We start from the raw sequence: 22015 nt of genomic DNA on the forward strand, positions 1-22015 counted from the left end.
ACGAAAGGACCTTGCGATGACCACCTCCGGGCTGGGGTCCTCACTCGCCTACCTGCTCAGCCGTGCGGAGCGGGGCGTCAACCGCGGGCTGGCCGCGGTGCTCGCCGGCGAGGACGTCACGGTCGAGCAGTGGCGCATCATGCGGGCCCTGGCCGACGGCCGCGGCGAGTCGATGGGCGAGCTGGCCGCGGCCGTGCTCATGCCGCACCCCACGCTGACCAAGGCCGTCGACCGGCTCATCGACCGGGCGCTGGTCTACCGGGGGCCGGCGAAGGGCGACCGGCGGCGGGTGGCGGTGTTCGTCTCGGAACGCGGCGCCGAGCTGCTGGCGCGGGTGGACGGCGCGGTGGCCGAACAGCAGGGGGAGATCGCGCGGGCGTTCGGGCAGGAGCGCACCGAGCAGCTCATGCGCGACCTGGAGGACCTGGTCGAGGCGCTCGACAGCACTGCACTGAAGCTCTGATCACCGGTCCTCGCGCTTCTTGGTGGAGTCGGCCGCGAGCAGCGCCACCAGCCCGGCGGCGGCCACGCCCAGGTAGGCCCACAGCGGCAGGTCCACGAGCCGGTGCAGGAACCCCCAGTTGCTGTCGAACCACATCTGGCCCACGAATCCGACGACGCCCTGGATGATGGCGATCACGCCGACGATGTTGATGATTCCTCTCATGCCCATCACGATGCAGCACGAAGCCCGCCCAGGGCATCGAACCTTGGGCGGGCCGCGTGCTACTTAAGTCGTGCCTTGCTCAGGACCTACACGCGGGTCGTCACGGGTAGAGGCCGCGCATCTGGTGCGCCTCGGCCACCCTGCTCACGCCGATGACGTGCGCCGCCTGCCTGAGCGTCAGCCCGCGGTCCGCGGCCGTGGCCGTGACCTCGGCGTAGGCGGCCAGCATGAGCTCGCGCAGCTTCAGCTCGACGTCGCCGGAGCTCCACGAGTAGGCCTGCATGTTCTGCACCCACTCCAGGTACGACACGATCACCCCGCCGGCGTTGGCCAGGATGTCGGGCACGACCGTGGTGCCGCCGGCGGCGAGGATCTCGTCCGCCTCGGGTGTGACGGGCCCGTTGGCGCCCTCGACGATCAGCCGGGCGCGCACCCTGGGCGCGTTGGCCTCGGTGATCGCGCCTTCGAGCGCGGCCGGGACCAGGACGTCCACGTCGAGCTCGAAGAGGTCCTCGCGAGGCAGGTCGTCGGCCTGGTGGAACCCGCGCACGCCGCCCGACTCGGCCACCCACGCGCGCAGGCGGGCGATGTCGAGGCCGGCCGCGTTGTAGACGGCCCCGCTGACGTCGGAGACCGCCACCACCTTGCAGCCCGCGTCGGCCAGGTATCGCGCGGCCGGCGCACCCACCTTGCCGAAGCCCTGCACGGCCACGGTCACGCTCTCGGGCGAGCGGCCGAGCGCGGCCAGCGCCGCGATCTGCACGCCCCTGGAGGTCGCGCCCGCGCGTCCCAGCGAGCCGCCCAGCGTCGTCGGCTTGCCGGTGACCACACCGGGCACCGAGTAGCCGGTGTTGACGCTGTAGGTGTCCATGATCCAGGCCATGGTCCGCTCGTCGGTGCCGACGTCGGGGGCCGGGATGTCCTTCTCCGGGCCGATCAGCGGCAGGATCTCGTTGACGTAGCGGCGGGTCAGCCGTTCCAGCTCGCGAGTGGTGAGCTGGGCCGGGTCCACGGCCACGCCGCCCTTGGCGCCGCCGTACGGGATGCCGACCAGTGCGCACTTCCACGTCATCCACATCGCGAGCGCGGTGACCTCGTGGATGTCGACGGCGGGATGAAACCGCAGCCCGCCCTTGGCGGGGCCGCGTGAGACGTTGTGCTGGACCCGGTAGCCCTGGACGACGTCCAGGCGACCGTCCTCGCGGCGCACCGGGACCGAGACGGTCAGGGAGCGGCGGGGCGTGGCCAGCATCGTGCGGAGCCCGTCGTCGAGGCCGAGATGTTCGGCGGCCCGGTCGAGCTGGTGCAACGCGGAGTCGAGGGCCTGACGGCCCGGGGTGATCAGGGCCGGCGTCGTTGACGGCACCATGATGCTCATGGAAGAACTTCCTCCCGATATGTAACGCCCTTTTACGGGAACAGGCGCCGTTGCCTCTCCCTTTTGGGCGTTGATGTCACGATCATCCTAGAGCGGGGCGTTTGACCTTGCCGAGTTTTGGTAGAAATCCAAGCCGTTGATCGGATGTGGCGGACAGCGCCACTCTGGCAGGCTTGCGCACGAGAGTGTGAAGGAACGTCGAACCAGGAGGTTTTTCCATTGCCCGCACTGGTGGTGGGGCCGATGCTGCGGTACGTCGCCTTCGACAGCGCGTCGATCTGGGTGGAGACCGCCGAGCCCTGCACAGTCGCCGTCGAGGCGGGAGGCAGGACTTACCGGTCGCCTACCTTCACTGTGCACGGTCACCACTACGCGATCGTCGATCTCGTCGAGTTGTCCCAGGATATCGCGTCGTACACGGTGGAGCTCGACGGGGAGCAGGTTTGGCCGATGGCGGGTCGCCCGCCGTCCCGGATCAGGCTGCTGCCCAGGGAAGGGGTGCGCAAGCTGGCGTTCGGATCGTGCCGCACCAGCGTGCCCCACGACGCCGCGCACGTGCGTTCCCACGGTGACGACGTGCTGCGGGCCTTCGGCGAGCACCTCCCCGAGGCGGCCGAGGAGGAGTGGCCCGACCTGCTGCTGCTCCTCGGCGACCAGGTCTACGCCGACAACCCCTCGCCCGACATGCTGGCCTACATCCGCTCCCGCAGGGACACCGAGCCGCAGGGCGAGATCGCCGACTTCGAGGAGTACGCCGAGCTCTACCGCCAGGCGTGGACCGAGACCGAGATCCGCTGGCTGCTGTCCACCGTGCCGACCGCGATGATCTTCGACGACCACGACCTGCGCGACGACTGGAACACCTCCCAGCCCTGGCGCGAGCAGATGGCCAGGACGTCGTGGTGGCGCCGCCGGGTGGTGGCCGGGCTGGGGGCGTACTGGATCTACCAGCACCTCGGCAACCTCTCACCCGCCGAGCGGGCGGAGGACCCGCTGCTGCGCAAGCTGATGGAGGGCGACGGCGGCCAGGCGCTCGACGCCTTCGCCGACAAGGCCGACGCCGAGCCCACCAGCAACCGCTGGAGCTACGCCCGCGACCTCGGCCCGGCCCGCCTCATCATGGTCGACACCCGGTGCGCCAGGCAGCTCACGCCCGGCGACCGCCGCATGCTCGACGCGGACGAGTGGGCCTGGCTGGAGGAGCAGGTCAGCCGCCCGACCGAGCAGCTGATCATCGGCTCGTCGATCCCGTTCCTGCTGCCCGAGGGCGTCCACGGCGTGCAGAACTGGAACGAGGCCCTGAGCGACGGCAAGTGGGGGCCCGTGGTGCGGCGGTGGTCGGAGAAGTTCCGGCAGGCCATCGACCTGGAGCACTGGGCGGCGTTCCGGCGCTCGTTCGAGGACCTGGCCCGGCTGCTCATCGGGCTGGGCAAGCCGGTGCTGATCCTGTCGGGCGACGTGCACTACTCCTACCTGGCCCAGGCCGACCGGGGGCCGGTCTTCCAGATCGTCTGCTCGCCGATCCGCAACCCGCTCAGCCGCATGCTGCGCTGGGCCAACGTCTTCACCCAGTTCTCGATCGCCACCCTGGTGGGCGGCCTGCTGGCGCGGTCGGCGGGCATCCCGCGCCCGCCGTTTCGCTGGCGGGTCACCAAGGGCCCGCTGTTCCAGAACGCGCTCGCCGTGCTGACCCTGCCCGACGAGGTCACCTGGTACGGCTCCACCGGCGAGGTGGTCAAGCCGATCGACTCCGCCCGCCTACGCTGATCCCCATGGATGCCAACGCCGTCGCCGTACCCTTCTACGACCTCTGGCACGAGGACGGGCACGTGCCCCTGATCCGCGAGCTGCTGCCGCCGCTGCTGGCCGGGGTGCGGCGCAGTCTGATCGAGATCGGCGCGGGCACGGGCCTGATCACCGAGCTGATCGCCCGCGTCACCCCGGCCGAGATCTACGCCGTGGAGCCGTCGCTCGGCATGCGTTCCGTGCTGATCTCCCGGCTGGCCCAGGACCCGCCGGCGCTGCGGCGGGTGACCGTGCTGCCGTGCGGGGCCCTCGACGTGGACGTGGACGAGCCGGTCGAGGCCGTCGTGATGATCTCGGTGCTGCAGAGCTTCTCCGCCGCCGAGCGGGACGAGCTGTGGCGGGTGCTGGCCAGGCAGCTTGAGCCGGGCGGGCGGCTGCTGTTCAACTGGCGGCAGCGGGCCGCGGCCGTGCCGGGGGAGCTCGTGTCCATGGGCTCCTATCCGGTGGGGCGGCACACGTACGAGGTGGCCGGGCAGGTGCTCGCCGCCGAAGGGGAGAGCGTCACCTCGCGCTTCGTCTACCGGACCAGGCAGCGCGGGGTGGTGGTGACCGAGGACGAGGTGGTCTCCACCAGCCATTGGCCGGCAGGGGAGGTGCTGGTGGCTGAGCTGAAGGAGCACGGGTTCGTCGCTGAGGACGCGCCCGACGGCATACAGGTGTGGTCGCTGCCCGGCTGACGCCCAGGGCCCGGCCACCACGAGTGGCCGGGCCTGGCTCGACCTGCGGGTCCTGCGGGTTCTACGAGTTCTGCGGGTGCTGCAGGTCGTAGATGGCGTCGGTGAACTGGTCGATCGCCCAGAGCAGGTCCTCTTCCGAGATGACGATCGGCGGCGCCAGCCGGATCGTGGACCCGTGCGTGTCCTTGGCCAGCACGCCCCGCTTCAGCAGCGCCTTCGACACCTCACGGCCGGTGCCCAGGTCGGGGTGGATGTCCACGCCCGCCCACAGCCCGCGCCCGCGCACCGCGACCACGCCGCCCTTGCCGACCATGTCGCGCAGCCGCGTGTGCAGCACCTCGCCCAGCTTGGCGGCCCTGGCCTGGATCTCGCCGGTGCCGAGGATCTCGATCACCGCGTTGGCCACCGCGCACGCCAGCGGGTTGCCGCCGAACGTGGAACCGTGCTGGCCGGGGTGGATGACCCCGAGCACGTCCCGGTTCGCGGCGATGGCCGAGACCGGTACGACGCCGCCGCCCAGCGCCTTGCCCAGCACGTAGATGTCGGGCACGACGCCCTCGAAGTCGCACGCGAACGTCTGGCCCGTGCGCCCCAGCCCCGACTGGACCTCGTCGGCGATCATCAGGATGCCCTCGGCCGTGCACAGCTCCCGCACCTCGCCAAGGTAGCCGTCCGGCGGCACCAGCACCCCGGCCTCGCCCTGGATCGGCTCGACCAGCACCCCGACCGTGTTGGCGTCGAGGGCCTGCCTGATCGCCTCGACGTCGCCGTAGCGGACGACGCGGAAGCCCGGCGTGTACGGGCCGAAGTTGTCGTGCGCCTCGGGGTCGGTGGAGAAGCTGACGATCGTGGTCGTACGGCCGTGGAAGTTGCCCTCCATCACGATGATGTTGGCCTGGTCCGGCTCGACGCCCTTGACCTCGTAGCCCCACTTGCGCGCCACCTTGATGGCGGTCTCCACGGCCTCGGCGCCGGTGTTCATGGGCAGGACCAAGTCCTTGCCCGTGAGGTCGCCGAGCCCGGCGCAGAACTGCGCGAACTGGTCGTGGTAGAAGGCGCGGCTGGTCAGCGTCAGTCGTTCGAGCTGCTCCTTCGCGGCCTCGATGATCTTCGGATGGCCGTGGCCGAAGTTGAGCGAGGAGTAGCCGGACAGGCAGTCCAGATACCGCTTGCCGTCGACGTCGGTGACCCAGGCGCCGTGCGCCTCGTGGATCACCACGGGCAGTGGATGGTAGTTGTGCGCGCTGCGGCGCTCGCTCACTTCGATCAGTTCTGCGCTGGTGGTCATGATCAGATCTCCCCCCTGATCTCCAGTGTGCAGCACTTGGGGCCGCCGCCCGCCTTACGCAGCTCCGACAGATCGACCGGGATCACCTCGTAGCCGCGCCGCTTGAGCTCCAGGTGGAGATCGGAGGCCTCGGCGTTGATGACCACGTTCGTGCCGTCGCTGACCGCGTTCAGCCCGAGCACCTCGGCGTCGCGGTCCGTCGCGATCACCGCGTCGGGGAACATGCGGCGCAGCACCGCGAGGCTCCCGGGCGAGAAGGCGGCGGGGTAGTAGCCGACATTGCGCCCGTCGATCGGGAACAGCGCCGTGTCGAGGTGGTAGAAACGCGGGTCCACCAGCGTCAGCGAGACGACGGGCCGGCCCAGGTACTCCTGCGCCTCCTGGTGGGCGACCACGTCCGTGCGGAAGCCCGTACCGGCCAGGATGACGTCGTCGAGGGTGAGGAAGTCACCCTCGCCCTCGTTGACGTGGGAGGGCTCGAGCGCCTCGTAGCCGCGGTCGGTGAACCAGCGCAGGTAGGCCGGGCCCTCGGCGGCGCGCTGCGGGTAGGCGAAGCGCGCGCCGTAGACGCGGCCGTCCACCACCAGGGCGCCGTTCGCGGCGAACACCATGTCGGGCAGGCCCTCGATCGGGTCGATCAGGCTGACCTGGTGTCCGAGCTCCTCGTACGCCGTCTTGAGGCCCTCCCACTGCCGGACCGCAACGTCGCGGTCCGCTCCGGCCTCGGGACACATCCACGGGTTGATCGCGTACTCGACCGTGAAGAAGTCCGGGCGGCACATGAGGAAGTGTTTGGGCATGCAACGCTCCAACGTGTCGTAACCAGGGAAAACCCCTCTTCAGGGGGACGGAGCAAGCCTAGGAATTCCCGATTGGGCAAGCCAAGGGGTTGACATTGCGTCTTGCCGCCGATCGGTTGCGTCTTTCACCCGGTTGAGGGGGATTCGTTGCGCACCTCGGGCACAGAGGGGTTGTGAGTTGCGTCCACCAGGCGCGACAGCACGATGGCGCTCTTGGTCCGCACCACGAACGCCTCGGCCGCGATGCGCTCGATCACCCGCTCGACGTGGCGCACGTCCGTCGCCCTGATGTGCAGCAGCGCGTCCGCCTCGCCGGTGATCGTGGCCGCGCCCACCACTTCGGGGAACCTGGCCACGGCCAGCGCGATGTCCGACGGCTTCGTCTTGCCCTGGCAGAACAGCTCCACGTACGCCTCGGTCGTCCAGCCGAGCGCCTGCGGCGCCACCCGCGCGCTGAACCCGGTGATCGCCCCGAGCTCGCGCAGCCGGTCCACCCGCCGCTTGACCGCCGAAGCGCTCAGCCCGACCCGGTGGCCGATCTCGGCGTAGGTCTGGCGGGCGTCGTCCACGAGCGCCGCGATGATGTCACGATCGAGCCGGTCCAGTTCCACGCGCTCTGTATACCGCCTGGCCAGGCTGGCGCGCGACGAGCGGCACGCGGGACACTGGGCGGGGCCGGCCGCGACCCCCGTCGAGCGCCGCCCCTTCGACTTGTCACCGGAAGGTTATTCGCAGCATGAATAGCACGAATATCGCCAGCTTTCCCCCGAATTTCGTGTGGGGAGTATCGACCTCGGCCTTCCAGATCGAGGGGGCGACGGCCGCCGACGGCCGTTCCCCGTCGATCTGGGACACCTTCACCGCCGACCGGGCCGAGGCGTGCGACCATTACCACCGTTATCCGGAAGACGTGCGGCTGATGAAAGAGCTGGGCATGGCCGCCTACCGGTTCTCGGTGAGCTGGACGCGCGTCTTTCCCGACGAGTCGGGAAAGGTCAACCAGGCCGGGCTCGATTTCTACGACAGATTGGCCGACGAGCTGACCGGCGCGGGCATCACGCCGTACGCCACCCTTTATCACTGGGACCTGCCGCAGTGGCTGGAGGATCTGGGCGGCTGGCCCGCGCGGGACACGGCCCACCGGTTCGCCGACTACGCCGCCGCCGTGCACGAGCGGATCGGCGACCGGGTCGGCACCTGGTTCACGCTGAACGAGCCGTGGGTGGCGTCCTTCCTCGGCTACGGCTCCGGCGTGCACGCCCCGGGCCGCGCGTCGGCCGCCGACGCCTTCCGCGCCGCACACCACATGCTGCTCGCGCACGGCCTGGGCGCGCGCGCCCTGCGCGACGGCGGAGCCGCCGAGGTCGGCGCCGTGCTCAACATCTCGCCGGTGATGACGCCGGCCCAGGTCAGCGACTTCGGCAGGACGTTGTCGGACGAGGACGCCGAGGCCGTCGCGCGGATCGACGCCCTGGCCAACCGGCAGTTCCTGGAGCCGATGCTGCGCGGCGCCTACCCCGCCGAACTGCTGGCCATCGCCGAGCGCCACGGCGGCCTCGATCATGTGCGCGACGGCGACCTCGACGTCATCGCCCAGCCGCTCGACCTGCTCGGCGTCAACTACTACACCCCGCTGGTCGTCCAGGCCCAGCCGAGCGAGCCCGCCGACCCTGCCTTTCCCGGCAGCGAGGGAATTCTCTTCTGCACCATTCCCACGGCCGTCACCGCGATGGGCTGGCCGATCGTGCCCAACTGCCTCGCGCTGCTCCTCGACCGCCTTTCCTGCGACTATCCCGGCCTCGACCTGATGGTCACCGAGAACGGCGCCGATTTCGTGGACGTGGTGACCGGCGACGGCATTCACGACGTCGACCGGATCAACTTCGTCGAGGAACATCTGCGGGCCCTGCGCGGCGCCGTCGAGAACGGCGCGAAGGTGCGCGGATATCTCGTCTGGACCCTGCTCGACAATCTCGAATGGGCCGACGGATACCAGCGCAAGTTCGGCCTCGTGCACGTCGACTTCGCCACCCAGAAACGCCGGCCGAAGGACAGCGCGCTGTGGTACCGCGACGTCATCCGCCGCAACGGCCTGACCGAGACCCGGCCGAAACGCCCGACCCTGGAGACGGTGGCCGCCCGCGCCGGAGTGTCGCGGGCCACGGTCTCGCGCGTCGTCAACGGGGAGTCGTCGGTCAGCTCCTCGGTCAGGGCCGCGGTGATGCGGGCCGTCAGGGAGATCGGCTACGTGCCCAACGCCGCCGCCCGCAGCCTCGTCACCCGCCGCACCAACGCCGTCGCCCTTGTGCTGTCCGTGCCCCGCCAGGGCGGCGACGCGCTGACGGCCGCCGTCGTCCAGTCCGTCGTCCAGTACGTCACGAGCCTGCTGGAGGGCGCGGGCAAGCAGATCACGCTCATGCTCGCCGACACGGCCGAGAGCCATCGCCGCATCGTCGCGCACGTCGAGAGCGGGCTGGCGGACGGGGTCGTGCTGCTGCCGCCCGACCGGGGCGACACGCTGGCCGAGCGGCTCTCGCGCACCGAGGTGCCGGTCGTCCTGCTGGGCAAGCCGCCCATCGCGTCGCTGGTCCCGTACGTGGACGTGGACAACGCGGGCGGCGCGGGGGCCGCCACCGACCACCTCGTCGCGCTCGGCCGGCGGCGCATCGGCATGATCTGCGGCCCCATGGACCTGGTCGCCGTCCAGGACCGGCTGGCCGGCCACCGTACGGCGCTGCGGCGGGCGGGCCTGAGCCCGCACCTGGCCGTGGCCGACGACCTCACCCGCGCGGCGGGCGCGGCGGCCACCCGCCGTCTCCTCGAAGACGACCCGTCACTGGACGCCGTCTTCGCCGCCACCGACCAGCTCGCCATCGGGGCGCTCACGGCGGCGCGGGAGGCCGGCCGGCGGGTGCCCGAGGACCTCGCGGTCGTCGGCTTCGACGACGTGGACGCCGCCTCGGCCACCACCCCGGCGCTGACCACCGTCCGCGTCCCGGTCGCCGACCAGGCGCTCGCGCTGGCCCGGCTGCTGCTGTCGCGCCTGGAGGGACGGCACACCACCTCCGTCGTGCTGCCGGCCCGGCTGGTCGTGCGCGAGTCGGCTTAGAGAGCCGCTCAGGGCCGCTCAGAGCTGCTGCTCGAAGAGACGGGGGAAGACCTTGGCGACCTTGGACAGCAGGTACTCGCCGTACGTGCCGGTGAAGTCCACCTGGCCGTCCCACCGGCGCCCCGGGGCGTAGGGGAGGGGCGGGACCTCGCTGTCCCAGCCGGGGTCGAAGAAGAACGGGAAGCTGAGGCGCTCGTTGCCGCTGCGGTTGCGTACGCGGTGGGGAGTGGAGCGGTAGTGGCCGGCGGTGAGCTTGTCGAGCATGTCGCCGATGTTGCACACGAACGTGCCCGGCACCGGGGGCGCGTCGATCCATCCGGCCCGCGTACGGACCTGGAGGCCGCCGTTGGCGTCCTGGAGGAGCAGGGTGAGCAGGCCGTAGTCGGTGTGCTCGCCCACGCCCCAGCCGTCGTCGTCAGGCGGGCTCGGCGGATAGTGAAATATCCGGAAAAGGATGGTCGGGTCGGCGGTGTATCCCGTACGGAAGTAGTCCTCCTCCAGACCCAGGCTCAGCGCGATCCCGCTCATGACCGCCTGCCCGAGCCCCGTCATCCGGCGCAGATACTCAAGCACCGCCTCCCGCAACTCGGGGACCCGCTCGGGGAACAGGTTGGGGCCGTGCAGCGGCAGCGTGCCCGCCGGCTCCTCGGCCCCGAAGTAGACGCCCTCCTTCAGGTCGGGGCGGCCGGAGGTCAGCTCGCCGCCGACCGGGAAGAAGCCGCGCCAGGCCCGTCCGCCCCGTTCCATCCGGATCTCGTCCTTGACCTCTTCAGGAAGGGCGAAGAAGCGCCTGGCGGCCGCGTCGAGCCGGTCGATGAGCTCGGCCGGCACGCCGTGACCTGAGACGTAGAAGAAGCCGTTCTCCCGGCAGGCCGCCCCGATCTCCTCCGCGACCCGCCGTCTCCGCGCTTCAGACTCGGATCCGGCTCCGGCGGCGAGGAGGGGTGACACGTCGATCACCGGCAATGCGCTCACCCGCACCATTGTTCCCCAAATCGCCCGGGTAGCCATGGCCGTGCCGGATGCGCGACTTAGCATCGAAGGGAGAACCCCGCCGGGGAGGCCCGATGCGCCTGTTACGCCGCAACCGTTCCCGCCTCAGCCGCGACCGTACGGAGAGCGTCGAGGACGGCGAGGTCGTCCGCCGGGCGCCCGCCGTGGCCTACGACGGCGACCTCTACCACCTGCCCGACTGGGCGGCGCGCCGGCGCGAGGAGCGCGAGCTGGGGCGCGCGCACGCCGCCGACGGCCAGATCGACACGCTCACCCTGCAGACCGGCAGCGTGCCCCGCTTCCACGAGCTGGAGGACGAGCGGCTGGAGGAGCTGGCCAGGATCGAGGAGCGCACGGAGCAGGAGATCCAGCGGGCGCGGGCGGAGTTCGAAGGCCAGAAGATCAGCCTGGCGGAGTCGCAGCGTGCGTTCGGGGAGGCCAGGAAGGCCCTGGAGGACAGTCAGCGCCGGGTCGCCGAGCTGGAGCAGCCCAGCAGGCGCCCCGGCGACGGCCGGCCCAGCTCCATCGCCGTCTCGGGCAGCCGCTGGCCCGTCGTGCGCCGCTGGCTGCCCGCCGCGCTGCTGCTGCTCCTGCTGCTGATCGTCGAGGTCCCGATCCTCTACCAGGTCATCCTGAGCTGGGGTGACAGCGTGGCCATGACCGCGCTGCTGGCCGCGGGCGCCGCCCTGATCATGCTCGTCGCGCCGCACATGTACGGGCGGGCGTTCCGCTCGTGGCAGGAGCACGGCAGCCCGGTCAAGGGGCGCGTGCTGCTGATCGGCGCGGCGCTCGTCTGGCTCGGCCTGATCGCCGCCGTGGCCGTCCTGCGCCGCGACGCCCTGGTCAGGCCGCTGGTGGTGGACGGCCAGGAGATCGGTCCCACCTCCGACGGGGTCGGGCAGCTGCCCACCATGATCCTGCTCCTCGCGCTGCTGATCGCCACCGCCCTCATCGCCGCCGACCTGGGCCGGCGCATGCACAACCCGAACGACCGCCGCCTGTGGGAGCTGCGCGCCAAGCGCGACGCCGAGTCCCGCGCCTGCGCCGCCGCGCAGGCCGCGTATCAGCGCGACGCCTCGTACGCGGAGAGCATCGCGCAGTACCTGCAAGGCGTGGAACGGCGGCGGGCCGGGCGGGTGCGGCAGCTGGACAGCGGGTTCGACAGCCTGGGTACGGCCTACCTCGGGGGCGTCGTGGAAGGGCTCAGGGATCCGGAGGCGGCCAGCTGGGCCGAACGCATCGTCCACCACCGCCGCACCACCCGCCCCTGACCGCCCCTCATGTGGGGGGCCGAGCCCGGGAAGGTGACCGGGCTCGGCGGGGCTCCTGAAGGCCCGAGTCCCCTCAGGAGGTCGAGAAGCTGAACCAGTTGACGTTGACGAAGTCGGCCGGCTGGCCGGAGGAGAAGGTCAGGTAGACGGTGTGCGTCCCCGTCACCCCTGAGATGTTCGCCGGCACCGTACGCCAGCTCTGCCACCCGCCCGTGTTCCCCAGCGCGAAGTCACCGATGGGCGTGGCCGTGGGGCTGTCCAGGCGTACCTGCACGAGCCCGCTCACCCCGGCCCCCGCCCCTGAGGCGACCCGGGCGCGGAACTGCGTGGCGGCCGTCGAGCCGAAGTTGACCCCGTCGTAGCGCAGCCAGTCGCCGTTGGTGATGGCGCCGATGTTCTGGCCGCCGCCGGAGTCGGTGGTCGCCTCGGTGATGGTGCCGGACTGCGCCTGGAACGCCTCCGCCTGGATGGTCGAGCGGGCGTCGACCCCGCCGGGCGGGTTGGTCGGGTCGGTGGTGGTGCCGCTCTGCCAGACCGCCACGTAGTCGACCACCATCGGCCGCCCGGGCACGGTCGCCGCGGTCGGCGTCTGACCGCCGAGCGCGTTCGGGAAGGCGCCGCCCATGGCCACGTTGAGCAGCAGGAAGTAGCCCGCGTGCCCGGTCATGTTGCTCCAGGTCGTCGCGTCGAACTGGGCCTGGTTCACGCTGTGGAACTGCTGGCCGTCCACGTACCAGCGCAGCTGGTTCGGGCTGACGCTGCGGTCCCACTCGAAGCGGTAGGTGTGGAACGCCGACTGGCAGGTCGAGCCGGGGCAGGCGCGGCTGGCGCCCAGGCCGGTGGTCTCGTTGCACGGCCCGCCGGGGTTGACGCCGCAGTGGAGCACGGCCCACACGGAGTTGAGCCCGTTGACGTTCTCCATGATGTCGAACTCACCGATGGCCGGCCAGTTCCAGTAGTTCCCCCGGTACGGCGCCCCGAGCGCCCAGAACGCCGGCCAGTAGCCGAGGGCGGCGTCGCCGGTCACGTTCGGCATCTGGATCCGGCTCTCGATGCGCAGCACCCGCCCGTCGGCGGGCTTGAAGTCGGCCCGCCTGGTCTCGATGCGCGCTGAGGTCCACTCGCCGGAGGAGCTGCGCAGGGGCGTGATGCGCAGGTTGCCCGAGCCGTCGAGGCTCAGGTTGCTGGTGCTGGAGGTGTAGTTCTGGATCTCGCCGGTGCCCCAGTTGGCGGGTCCTCCTGGGTACGCGTGCCCGGTGTCGATGATCCAGTTGGACGACGAGGGGAGGGTGTTGGCCGAGCCGTTGAAGTCGTCCGACCAGACCAGCGACCAGCCCGAGGGAGTGGGCGGGACGGCGGCGGAGGCACTCACGGCCACTTTGACGAGCAGGCCGCTGAGTGCCACGAGCACCACGGCCACAGCCGCCAGACGGCGTCTGTACCTGAGTTCTGTTGTCATCATCGCTCCAGGGGGTGCTGAGGCGGAGGTGAGAGAGCGCTCTCACCAGATGTGAACACAGGCGTGACTTCCTGTCAACAATCCGCACAAGACGCCGGAACGAGCTGTCAGAGAGCGCTCTCCGCACAGGTCAGAGCAGGTCCACCGTGGCCGCTCCCGCCGCCTCGAACGACTCCCTCCAGAAGCCTTCGAGCAGCGGGAAGCGGTCGGGGTTCGACGCCTTCTCCCGGAGGAAGCCGTGGACGACCACCGCGTACCCGTTGAGGTCGGGCAGCAGCCGCGCGTCCCTCAGTTCCTTGATCTTCCGCTGCCGCGCAGCTTCGCTCAGGTCCAGCCGGTTGATGTCGAGGTCGCCGCGGTTGTTGATCAGGTCGCTGAACACGATGATCTGGTGCGCGCTGTCGGGCTGCCGGCGCGCGCCGAGCTGCTTGGCCAGGTACCGCAGCGCTCCCAGGACGTCGGAGCCCTCGCCCTCGGCCGGGCAGTCGAACAGCTTGACCGCCCTCGGCAGCACCTCGGTGACGCGGTGCTCCCTGACGCGCTCCTCGACGACGGGGTTGTCGTTCGGGTTCTCGGCCCTGGTGGCGGCCAGGGCGACCGGGTCCTGCCGGCACGTGCTGCTCTCCGAGCTGCCGGTGACCGCGGCGAAGGCGATCCAGTCGCAGCCCTCGGTGAACGGCGGGAGCTTGGAGGTGACGTCGTTCCTGGAGGTGGCCGGGTCGGCGTAGCTGGTGGAGTCCACGATTACGCCGCAGACGGCCTTCGCCTCGGTGCCACACCCCGCCAGCCCGGCACCGACCAGCACCAGCGCCCCGAACGCCGCGACCATCCGGCGCGCGCCTCTCCCGGCGGCACCGAGCACCAGCGCGCCGAACGCCGCGACCACCCGACGCGCGCCCTTCCCGGCGGCACCGAGCCCCAGCGCCCCGCGCGTCGCGACCAGCCGACGTGCGCTTCTCCCGCCCCCACCCATCAGGCACCGCTCCCGGCAGCGCCGCCTTTCGAGCCGCCCTCCGAGCCGGGGCGCGGAGCGTCCTCCGGGGCAAGGCCTGCGGCGCCGTTCGAGGCGGCTGCCGAGGGGAACTCCCGGGCGTCCTCCGGCGTGCGCTCCGGTGCTTCCTGCCGGGTGAGCTCTGGGGCGGACCTGATGTCCTGGCCCGCTGGAAGCTCACGGGGTAACACCTCCGCGTGCCACACCTCGATCCGCGCCTCCACCTCCCGCAGGATCCGCCTGATCTCCTCCCGCCCCGACACCGCCGCCGGCCGGTCGCCGGTGGCGTCCATCGCGACGACCTCGCCCTTCCACAGGGCCGGGATCTCCTCCCTGCGCGGATGAGCGCGCAGCACGCCGCTCTTGTAGGCGGCGATGAGCCGCTCGGCCCTGGCGTGCACCGCCTCCACCTCGTGGTCGCGCTCGATCAGCGCGCTCTCCCACTCCTGGGTGAGGTGCTCGATGCGGGCCCTGGAGCGCTGCACGCCGGCGTTCGACTCCTCGACCAGGATCCGCCGCCGCGCCTCCTCCCGCCGCGCCCTCGACTCCGCGATCGAGATGAACGGGTCCGCCTGCGCCGGGTCGTTCCCGGAGGGCGGGGGCGCGTGGCCGTTCACGGGCGGGCGGGTGTCGGCCCGGCCCAGCTCGCGCAGGATCGTCTCCCGCTCTCCGAGCGCCCGCTCCAGCAGCGCCGTACGCGTGGCGGCCAGCCGCCGGTCCACCCGCGTGATCTCCTCGCGGGCCAGGGCCCGGATCTCCGTGACGTAAGCGGGCTGGAAGTCGGGATCGGTGAACTCGCTCAGGGGATGCTCGCGGGCGTCGCGCATCCCCCGCCGGTGCGCCTCCTCGCGCTCGGCCGGCGGATCGGCCCGCTTGAACAGCCGCGACAAGAACGCCATCCGCGTCTCCTGGCTCCGCCCGGACCGGCACCCCGGTCCGAGGTGTCACTGAAACCCAGACTAAGGAGTCAGTGCCCCCGATGGCGCGCCGGAAAGCCAAAGCCAGAAAGCCAAGCCAGAAAGCCAAGCCAGAAAGACAAAGCCCGAAAGACGAAAGCGCGCGGCGCCGCACCAGGATGCGGCGCCGCGGCGCGGGTCGAAGGGCCCGGCGCCGCACGAGTGTGCGGCGCCGCGACGCGGATGAGCGGCGGGTCAGCCCTTCTCCGCCTCGCCCGTGGCCTGCTCAAGGGCGTCTTCAGGAGAGGCCTCCAGGTCCTGCTCGGCGTCGGCGCCGGCCTGGGCGGACGCCTTGTCCAGGCGCACCCAGCTCGTCACGCTCTCCACCGCGAACAGCACGAACAGGTACGCCGTCAGCACCGCCAGCACCGGCGTCAGCACGTCGAGCGCCGCGCCGAGGCCGATGATGAGCAGCCGCAGCTCCCAGCCGAGCCCCGCCCGGAACACCCAGGCGGGCGGCCAGATGCTCTGCCGCGTGCGGTAGACGGTGTCGTAGGTGTGGTAGCCGACCACGTACACCAGCACGAACAGCAGCCACTTCGGCGCGTCGGCGGCCAGGCCGACCGCGATCACGGTGAGGAACTCCGCGCCGCGCAGCAGCGGCGGCGTGAGCCAGTCGAAGCGGCCGAGGTGGTCGCGCGGCGTCGTGGGCAGCACGAGCAGCAGCACGATCGCGACGGGCAGCAGCAGGATGGGCCCGCGGTCGAGCAGCCCGGCGGCCGTGATGCCGACCACGGCGAGCAGGGCCACGAGCGTGGCCGGAACAGGGGGAACGCCGCCGCCGATCTTGGTGGACAACGCGTGAGCGAGGGGCCCGTCGTCGCGGTAGGCGACGAGGCGGGCGGTCTGGAGGCGGCGGCGCTCCTCGTCGGGGTCCGGCGTGGGGGTGGCCATGGCCTGCGGGTGGGTGATCATACGAGCGACCTCATGAGGCGTCCGGTGAGGGTGTAGGCGGCGGCGACGGAGCCCCAGATCACCAGGGTGATGAAGGTGATCCGGGCGTCGAAGAGGGCGGCGGTGATCGCGATGGCCGCGAAACGCTCGCCGATGGGGAAGACGATCATCTTACGCGCCCAATGGACCGCACGGTACTTGCCCGCCTTCGTCCACATCTTCAGCACGCCGCGGAGCCCCTGGCTCCGCTCGACCTTGCGGCGGGTGAGCGCCTGGCGCAGCTCGCGGTCGTCGGGGGCGTCGAGCGGCGTCGTGGGCAGCGGGTTGGGGGTCTTGTTCCGGCGGTTGGCGATGCCGAAGGAGAAGTCGAGCAGGTGGCGTACGGACTGCAGGCCGAGCGCGGCCAGCGCCAGGATCCAGATGTCGTCGCCGTTGCCCGAGACGACCCAGCCGACGGCCAGACCGGCGAAGACCACGTATTCCTTGAACCGGTCGAACGTGGCGTCCAGCCAGGCCCCGAGCACGCCGAACTTGCGCGCGTAGCGGGCCACCTGCCCGTCGACGCAGTCGAACACGAAGGCGAAGTAGATCAGCGCGCCGCCCGCGATCATCCAGGGCCGGTCGCCGGTGGCGAAGCAGGCGGCCGCGGCGACGCCGAGGATGATCGAGATGAGCGTCACCTGGTTGGGCGTCAGCCCGCGCCGGGCGGCCCAGCGGGCGATGTAGCGCGAGTAGGTGGAGACGAAGTAGGTGGTGAAGAAGCCGTCGGCGCCCTTGACCGCGTTGTTGAGGCGGGCGCGGTCTTCGTCCATGCCGGCCATCTCGGCGCCGGCCTCGTTGATCTCCTCCTGGGTGGTGACCCGGCGGTAGAACAGGTCGCGGCGGCCCCTGATGCCGACCGACACGCCGTTGCGCACCAGGCCGAACACGACGAGCTGCATCAGGTCGTCGTCGTCGCCGAACCGGTCGGCCATGTCGGCCAGCTCGCGGCAGGTGGCGGCCAGCGTCGGCGCGTTGCGCGCGCTGATGTGCAACGGGCCGAGGATCACCGCGTTGGGCCTGGTCACGGCGTGGTTGGCGGTGCCCACCGAGACCACGCGCGACTTGCCGACGCGGACGCGTACGGGCAGCCCCTCGACGCGGTTGAGTCCGATCTCGGGGTCGGCCTCGTCGATCGGGATGCGGTCTTCAGGACTGTTGTCGTCCTGCCCGTTGTCCTCTTGCTCCTCCGTCACCCCCACCCGTGGTTCTTTCGCGACGAGCGCCAGCGCACCGCGCTTGGACTTGGTGATCTGGTAGATCAGCTCGTCGTGGACGACCGAGTTCTCCGGGATGATGAACAGGTTCTCCGTTGCGGACTCGGCAACGTCGGCCAGGGCACGAAGGGCGGTGGCCACGTCGCCTGACTGGATCGTGGCGAAGCGCGGATCCATCGAGGTGAGCTGGCTGTGAAGCCGCTCGGCAACAGTGGGGGTGCCGGGCAGCGCGGCCAGCCTCAGGCCGGTCGGAGAGATGTCGGGGCCGGGCGAGGAACCCAGCAGGACCACGCGGGTCATGACTCCCTTTCGAGGCGGTAGCGGGGGGTTGAACAACGGGTGATGCGGGGACAGGCGTCAAAGTCTAGTGAGAGTGACGCAAAGTCGCGTCAACAGAGCATGCCCGTAACGTCCCGTCCGCCGGTATAGGGGTGGCCGTAAGATGTCCGAGTGAGTCTCTACCGTGACGAAGGCGTGGTCCTGCGCACTCAGAAGCTCGGGGAGGCCGACCGGATCATCACCGTCCTGGCCAAGCGCACAGGAAAAGTCCGGGCGGTGGCGCGCGGCGTGCGCCGCACGACCTCGCGCTTCGGGGCAAGGCTTGAGCCGTTCACCCATGTCGACGTGCAATTCCACACCGGCCGCACGCTCGACGTGGTCACCCAGGCCGAGACGATCAGGCCCTACGGCGAGGCGCTGGCCGCCGACTATCCCCGCTACACCGCGGGCAGCGCGATGCTGGAGACCGCCGACCGGCTGACGCACGGGGAGAAGGAGCCGGCGCTGCGGCAGTTCCTGCTGCTGGTGGGCGGGCTGCGCACGCTCGCCGACCGGGGCCACGAGGCCAGGCTGGTCCTCGACGCCTACTTCCTGCGCTCCCTGGCCGTGGCCGGTTACGCGCCCGCGCTGGAGGCCTGCGCCAAGTGCCAGGCGCCGGCGATCAGGGCGTTCGCCATCGTCGCAGGTGGCGTGGTGTGCGGGGGGTGCAAGCCGGCCGGCGCGGCCGTGCCGGCCGGGGAGACGCTCGGGCTCATGACGGCGCTGCTGCGCGGCGACTGGGCCGCCGCCGACGCCTCGGAGCCGCGCCATCGCAGCGAGTGCAGCGGCCTGGTGGCCGCCTATCTGCAATGGCACCTCGAACACGGAATACGCTCTCTCCGACACGTCGAAAGGGAGCCCGCGTGAACGTACGACCGCCTACTCCGCATCCGTCGGGAGCGACTCCGCCGTCCATCCCGAAAGAGCTGGTGCCCCAGCATGTCGCCATCGTCATGGACGGCAACGGGCGCTGGGCCAAGGCCCGCGGGCTGCCGCGCACCGAGGGGCACAAGGCGGGTGAGTCCTCGCTGTTCGACGTCATCGAGGGCGCGCTGGAGCTGGGCATTCCCTATCTGAGCGCGTACGCGTTCTCCACCGAGAACTGGAAGCGCTCGCCCGACGAGGTGCGCTTCCTGATGGGGTTCAACCGCGACGTCATCCGGCGGCGGCGCGACGAGCTCAACGCGATGGGCGTGCGGGTGCGCTGGGCCGGGCGGCCCGGGCGGCTGTGGAAGAGCGTCATCTCCGAGCTGCAGACCGCCGAGCAGATGACGCTCACCAACCGTAAGCTCACATTGCAGTTCTGTGTCAATTACGGCGGGCAGGCCGAGATCGTCGACGCGGCGGTCCGGCTGGCGGCCGACATCGCGGCCGGCCGGGTCAAGCCGTCCAAGGTCAGCGAGAAGGTGTTCGCCCGTTACCTGGACGAGCCGGAGATCCCTCCGGTCGACATGTTCCTGCGCTCGTCGGGCGAGCAGCGCTTCTCCAACTTCCTGCTGTGGCAGTCGGCGTACGCCGAGATGGTCTTCCTCGACCGGCTCTGGCCCGACTTCGACCGGCGCGACCTGTGGGAGGCGTGCGAGATCTACGCCAAGCGCGACCGGCGTTACGGCGGCGCGATCCCCAATCAGGTCTGACGCGCGGTCCTCAGCGGACCCCCGGACCACCTGACCCCTCCACGGCGTCACCTGGCAGGTGACGCCCGCCTGACCAGCTCGCCGCCCCTTGGCCCGCCCGGCGCCGTGATTCGCGCGCTCTGTGCGGGCCTTTCCCTTGCGCGGTCCCCGATTCCCTGAGGTGTCGCTGGCCCCGGATTGCCGTGCGGCTATACACAGGTATAGCGTCCTGTCCTAGCGAACAGTCAGTTGCACTCATGGATAGGAGCTGGTCGTGGTGAACGGATCGCGCACCGCCCGGCCGCCCGGCCTCGCCGCCCTGGTCCGCCTGGCGCTGCGCCGGGAGAGGGGCATCGCGCCCTGGTGGATCCTGGCGCTCGTGGCGCTGGCCCTGGTGATGGTCGAGTACATCCAGACCAACATGGCGACCCCCGAGCTGAAGGCCACCTACGTCGAGGTGATCGGCCGCAACGCCTTCCTGCGCGGCCTCGGCGGCGGCACCGTCGAGCCCCGGCTGGAGGTGCTCGCCACGTGGCGCAGCGGCGGCTTCCTCTACGTGGCGAGCGCCTTCGCCGCCCTGATGTCCGTCATCCGGCACACCCGCGCGGAGGAGGACGCGGGCAGGAGTGAGCTGGTCCTGGCGGGCTCGGTCGGCAGGTACGCGCCCCTGACCGCGGCGATGCTGGTCTCGGGCGCGGTGAGTCTGCTCGGCGGGGCGCTGACCGCCGCCGTGCTGACGGGGATCGGCCTGGAGCCCGTCGGGTCGCTCGCCTACGGGGCCGCCATCACCGTGGCCGGCTGGGTGTTCGGCGGCGTCGGGGCGGTGGCCGCCCAGATCGCCGGCGGCGCCCGCACGGCCACCACGGCCGCCCTGGCCACGCTCGCCGCCGCCTACGTGCTGCGTTACGCGGGCGACGCGGCGGGGGCGTCGTGGACGGCGTACCTCTCGCCGGTGGGCTGGAGCCATCTGGTGCGGCCGTACCAGGAGGAGCGGTGGTGGCTGCTCGGGGTGTCGATCGCGGCCGCCGCGATCCTGTACGGGCTCGCGTACCGGCTGCTCGGCCGCAGGGACCTCGGCTCCGGCCTGCTCCCCGAGCGGCAGGGACGGGAGTCGGCCCCCGAGCTGCGCGGCCCGGTCAGCCTGGCCTGGCGGCTGCACAGGGGGCTGCTGGCGAAGTGGGTGGCGGGCGTCGTGGTCTTCGCGGCGGCGGGCGGCGCGCTGAGCCCGCTGACGCGCGACCTGCTGTCCCGGCCGAGCGTCGTGGTCGACAACCTGCGGCGCACCCTCGGCATCGCGTCAGGCCCCGCGGCGCTGGGCGCGTACTCGTGGTACCTGATCCTGATCCTCGCCTACGCCGTCGCCCTCTACCCGGTCCTCATGACGCTGCGGCTGCGCGCGGAGGAGCTCTCGGGCCGGGCGGAGAACGTGCAGTCGACGCCGCTGACCCGGCTGCGCTGGGCGGCCGGCCAGCTCGTCGTGACCGCGCTCGGCACCGCGGGCCTCATGGCCGTGGCCGGGCTCGTCTTCGGCACGGTCTACTCCCTGCTCGTCGGGGACCTGGCGAGCGACCTGCCGGCTTTCCTGGCGGGGGCGCTGAGCACCGTGCCCGCGGCCTGGTGCGTGGGGGCGCTCTGCGTGCTGGCGTACGGGCTGCTGCCCCGGGCGAGCGTGGCGATCTCGTGGCTCGTGTGGGTCCTGACCGCCGCTCTGGGTCAGGTCGCCGGTCCCCTGTACGGGGTGTGGGGCGGGCTGCCCGTGGAGCCGTTCCACTTCGTCGGCAACGCGATGACGGGGCCGCCGTTCGCCGCCGGGCCCACCACGGCCCTGCTCGCGGTCACGGCGCTGCTCGCGTCGGCCGGGCTGCTCGCGCTGCGCCGCCGCGACTTCGGCCGCTGACCCGCAACCCTGCCTGTCGCACCGCGTCCCAGGCGGGCTCGTATGGAGGCGGGGTCGTTCAGGCGCGGCGGCGGGCGCGGTAGGCGGCCACGTGCATGCGGTTGCCGCACGTGCGGCTGTCGCAGTAGACCCGCGACCGGTTGCGCGACTCGTCCACGAACACCCGGTCGCAGTCGGGGGCCGCGCACGTACGCAGGCGCTCGACCTCCCCCTCCACCAGCAGATGGGCCAGCGCCACCCCGCAGTCGGCCGCCAGGTGCTCCGCCAGCGTCGAATCGGCCGCGTGATAGTGGACGTGCAGCGGATGCCCGTCGTGCTCGACCAGCCGGGGCGTGATCCGCGTGTCCGACAGCAACGCGTTCAGGGTGCGCACGGCCGCAGGCTGGTCGGCGGCGGTGAAGACGCGGTGGAACACCTCGCGCACCATCCGCACCTGACCCAGGTCGCGGGCCGTGACCGCGCCGATGCCGCTGATCTCGCGGGCGTCGATGAACGCCGCGAGCTCCGGCAGACCCGGCAGACCCTCGTCGCCGCCGGTGGACGGCGAGGTGTTGACCAGCTCGACAACGGTGGCCAGAGAATGCACCATGTCATGGCCAAACGTCATGTTGACTCCTGTCCGCACCGGGTTCTAGCGTG

At 71.3% G+C, this 22015-nt stretch carries 20 protein-coding genes; 8 read left to right on the top strand and 12 right to left on the bottom strand.

Annotated features, from left to right (window positions below; genetic code table 11):
• Positions 1–16: 16 nt before the first annotated feature.
• Positions 17–463 (top strand): MarR family transcriptional regulator, encoded by a 447-nt coding sequence (locus tag AB0C28_RS15710; RefSeq protein WP_357837042.1) that lies wholly within the window; start codon positions 17–19, stop codon positions 461–463.
• On the opposite strand, the gene AB0C28_RS15715 is transcribed toward AB0C28_RS15710, so the two are convergent.
• Both AB0C28_RS15715 and AB0C28_RS15720 read right to left on the bottom strand, forming a co-directional pair.
• A complete protein-coding gene (locus AB0C28_RS15715; RefSeq protein ID WP_357837039.1) occupies positions 464–667 on the bottom strand; it encodes a hypothetical protein in 204 nt (67 codons plus the stop codon). It lies immediately after the preceding gene.
• A 100-nt stretch (positions 668–767) separates the two neighbouring features.
• Positions 768–2045 carry a Glu/Leu/Phe/Val dehydrogenase gene (locus AB0C28_RS15720; protein ID WP_358074932.1) on the bottom strand — a complete coding sequence of 426 codons (1278 nt, stop codon included), beginning with the start codon at positions 2043–2045 and terminating at the stop codon, positions 768–770.
• A 219-nt stretch (positions 2046–2264) separates the two neighbouring features.
• Here AB0C28_RS15720 and AB0C28_RS15725 point away from each other — a divergent pair, with 219 nt between their 5' ends.
• Both AB0C28_RS15725 and AB0C28_RS15730 read left to right on the top strand, forming a co-directional pair.
• The gene (locus tag AB0C28_RS15725; protein WP_357837036.1) at positions 2265–3812 is read left to right on the top strand and encodes an alkaline phosphatase D family protein; all 1548 of its coding nucleotides are present in this window, start codon (positions 2265–2267) and stop codon (positions 3810–3812) included.
• Between the two features lie 5 nt (positions 3813–3817).
• Positions 3818–4528, top strand: a complete 711-nt coding sequence (locus AB0C28_RS15730) for a class I SAM-dependent methyltransferase (RefSeq protein WP_357837033.1) — start codon at positions 3818–3820, stop codon at positions 4526–4528.
• 61 nt (positions 4529–4589) lie between these two features.
• On the opposite strand, the gene rocD is transcribed toward AB0C28_RS15730, so the two are convergent.
• From rocD to AB0C28_RS15745, 3 genes are all read right to left on the bottom strand, one after another.
• Positions 4590–5816, bottom strand: a complete 1227-nt coding sequence (gene rocD, locus AB0C28_RS15735) for an ornithine--oxo-acid transaminase (protein WP_357837030.1) — start codon at positions 5814–5816, stop codon at positions 4590–4592.
• Between the two features lie 2 nt (positions 5817–5818).
• Complete coding sequence (gene ddaH / locus AB0C28_RS15740; RefSeq protein ID WP_358074935.1) at positions 5819–6616, bottom strand: dimethylargininase; 798 nt, start codon at positions 6614–6616, stop codon at positions 5819–5821.
• Positions 6617–6741: 125 nt separating this feature from the next.
• Complete coding sequence (locus AB0C28_RS15745; protein WP_357837024.1) at positions 6742–7227, bottom strand: Lrp/AsnC family transcriptional regulator; 486 nt, start codon at positions 7225–7227, stop codon at positions 6742–6744.
• A gap of 125 nt (positions 7228–7352) precedes the next feature.
• Here AB0C28_RS15745 and AB0C28_RS15750 point away from each other — a divergent pair, with 125 nt between their 5' ends.
• Positions 7353–9725, top strand: coding sequence for a GH1 family beta-glucosidase (locus AB0C28_RS15750; protein WP_357837021.1), 2373 nt, complete (start codon positions 7353–7355; stop codon positions 9723–9725).
• Between the two features lie 18 nt (positions 9726–9743).
• Here the strand turns inward: AB0C28_RS15750 and AB0C28_RS15755 are convergent, their stop codons facing one another.
• Positions 9744–10700: a 2-oxoglutarate and iron-dependent oxygenase domain-containing protein gene (locus AB0C28_RS15755; RefSeq protein ID WP_358074938.1), complete on the bottom strand. Its 957-nt coding sequence runs from the start codon at positions 10698–10700 to the stop codon at positions 9744–9746.
• A 92-nt stretch (positions 10701–10792) separates the two neighbouring features.
• Here AB0C28_RS15755 and AB0C28_RS15760 point away from each other — a divergent pair, with 92 nt between their 5' ends.
• Positions 10793–11989, top strand: coding sequence for a hypothetical protein (locus AB0C28_RS15760; RefSeq protein ID WP_357837015.1), 1197 nt, complete (start codon positions 10793–10795; stop codon positions 11987–11989).
• A gap of 73 nt (positions 11990–12062) precedes the next feature.
• Here AB0C28_RS15760 and AB0C28_RS15765 read toward each other — a convergent pair whose 3' ends face one another.
• From AB0C28_RS15765 to AB0C28_RS15785, 5 genes are all read right to left on the bottom strand, one after another.
• The gene (locus tag AB0C28_RS15765) at positions 12063–13409 is read right to left on the bottom strand and encodes a glycoside hydrolase family 16 protein (RefSeq protein WP_358074941.1); all 1347 of its coding nucleotides are present in this window, start codon (positions 13407–13409) and stop codon (positions 12063–12065) included.
• Between the two features lie 169 nt (positions 13410–13578).
• Positions 13579–14334 (bottom strand): hypothetical protein, encoded by a 756-nt coding sequence (locus tag AB0C28_RS15770; protein ID WP_357837009.1) that lies wholly within the window; start codon positions 14332–14334, stop codon positions 13579–13581.
• 86 nt (positions 14335–14420) lie between these two features.
• Positions 14421–15338, bottom strand: a complete 918-nt coding sequence (locus tag AB0C28_RS15775) for a hypothetical protein (protein WP_358074944.1) — start codon at positions 15336–15338, stop codon at positions 14421–14423.
• A gap of 252 nt (positions 15339–15590) precedes the next feature.
• A complete protein-coding gene (locus AB0C28_RS15780) occupies positions 15591–16310 on the bottom strand; it encodes a DUF5941 domain-containing protein (protein ID WP_357837004.1) in 720 nt (239 codons plus the stop codon).
• Entirely contained in the window at positions 16307–17845 is a 1539-nt protein-coding gene (locus AB0C28_RS15785) for a CDP-alcohol phosphatidyltransferase family protein (protein WP_358074947.1), read from the bottom strand. Before AB0C28_RS15785 ends, AB0C28_RS15780 begins: the two co-directional genes overlap by 4 nt.
• 150 nt (positions 17846–17995) lie before the next feature.
• Between AB0C28_RS15785 and recO the strand changes: the two genes are divergently transcribed.
• The 3 genes from recO to AB0C28_RS15800 all read left to right on the top strand — a co-directional run bounded on the left by recO (position 17996) and on the right by AB0C28_RS15800 (position 21376).
• Positions 17996–18730 carry a DNA repair protein RecO gene (gene recO / locus AB0C28_RS15790; RefSeq protein ID WP_357836999.1) on the top strand — a complete coding sequence of 245 codons (735 nt, stop codon included), beginning with the start codon at positions 17996–17998 and terminating at the stop codon, positions 18728–18730.
• Entirely contained in the window at positions 18673–19500 is an 828-nt protein-coding gene (locus AB0C28_RS15795; RefSeq protein ID WP_346106318.1) for an isoprenyl transferase, read from the top strand. Before recO ends, AB0C28_RS15795 begins: the two co-directional genes overlap by 58 nt.
• A gap of 253 nt (positions 19501–19753) precedes the next feature.
• Positions 19754–21376 carry a polyketide antibiotic transporter gene (locus AB0C28_RS15800; RefSeq protein WP_358074950.1) on the top strand — a complete coding sequence of 541 codons (1623 nt, stop codon included), beginning with the start codon at positions 19754–19756 and terminating at the stop codon, positions 21374–21376.
• Between the two features lie 58 nt (positions 21377–21434).
• Here AB0C28_RS15800 and AB0C28_RS15805 read toward each other — a convergent pair whose 3' ends face one another.
• The gene (locus tag AB0C28_RS15805) at positions 21435–21983 is read right to left on the bottom strand and encodes a CGNR zinc finger domain-containing protein (RefSeq protein ID WP_357836992.1); all 549 of its coding nucleotides are present in this window, start codon (positions 21981–21983) and stop codon (positions 21435–21437) included.
• Positions 21984–22015 lie beyond the last annotated feature (32 nt).

Origin of the sequence: Nonomuraea sp. NPDC048892 (assembly GCF_040649735.1) — a bacterium.
Lineage (GTDB): Bacteria > Actinomycetota > Actinomycetes > Streptosporangiales > Streptosporangiaceae > Nonomuraea > Nonomuraea maheshkhaliensis.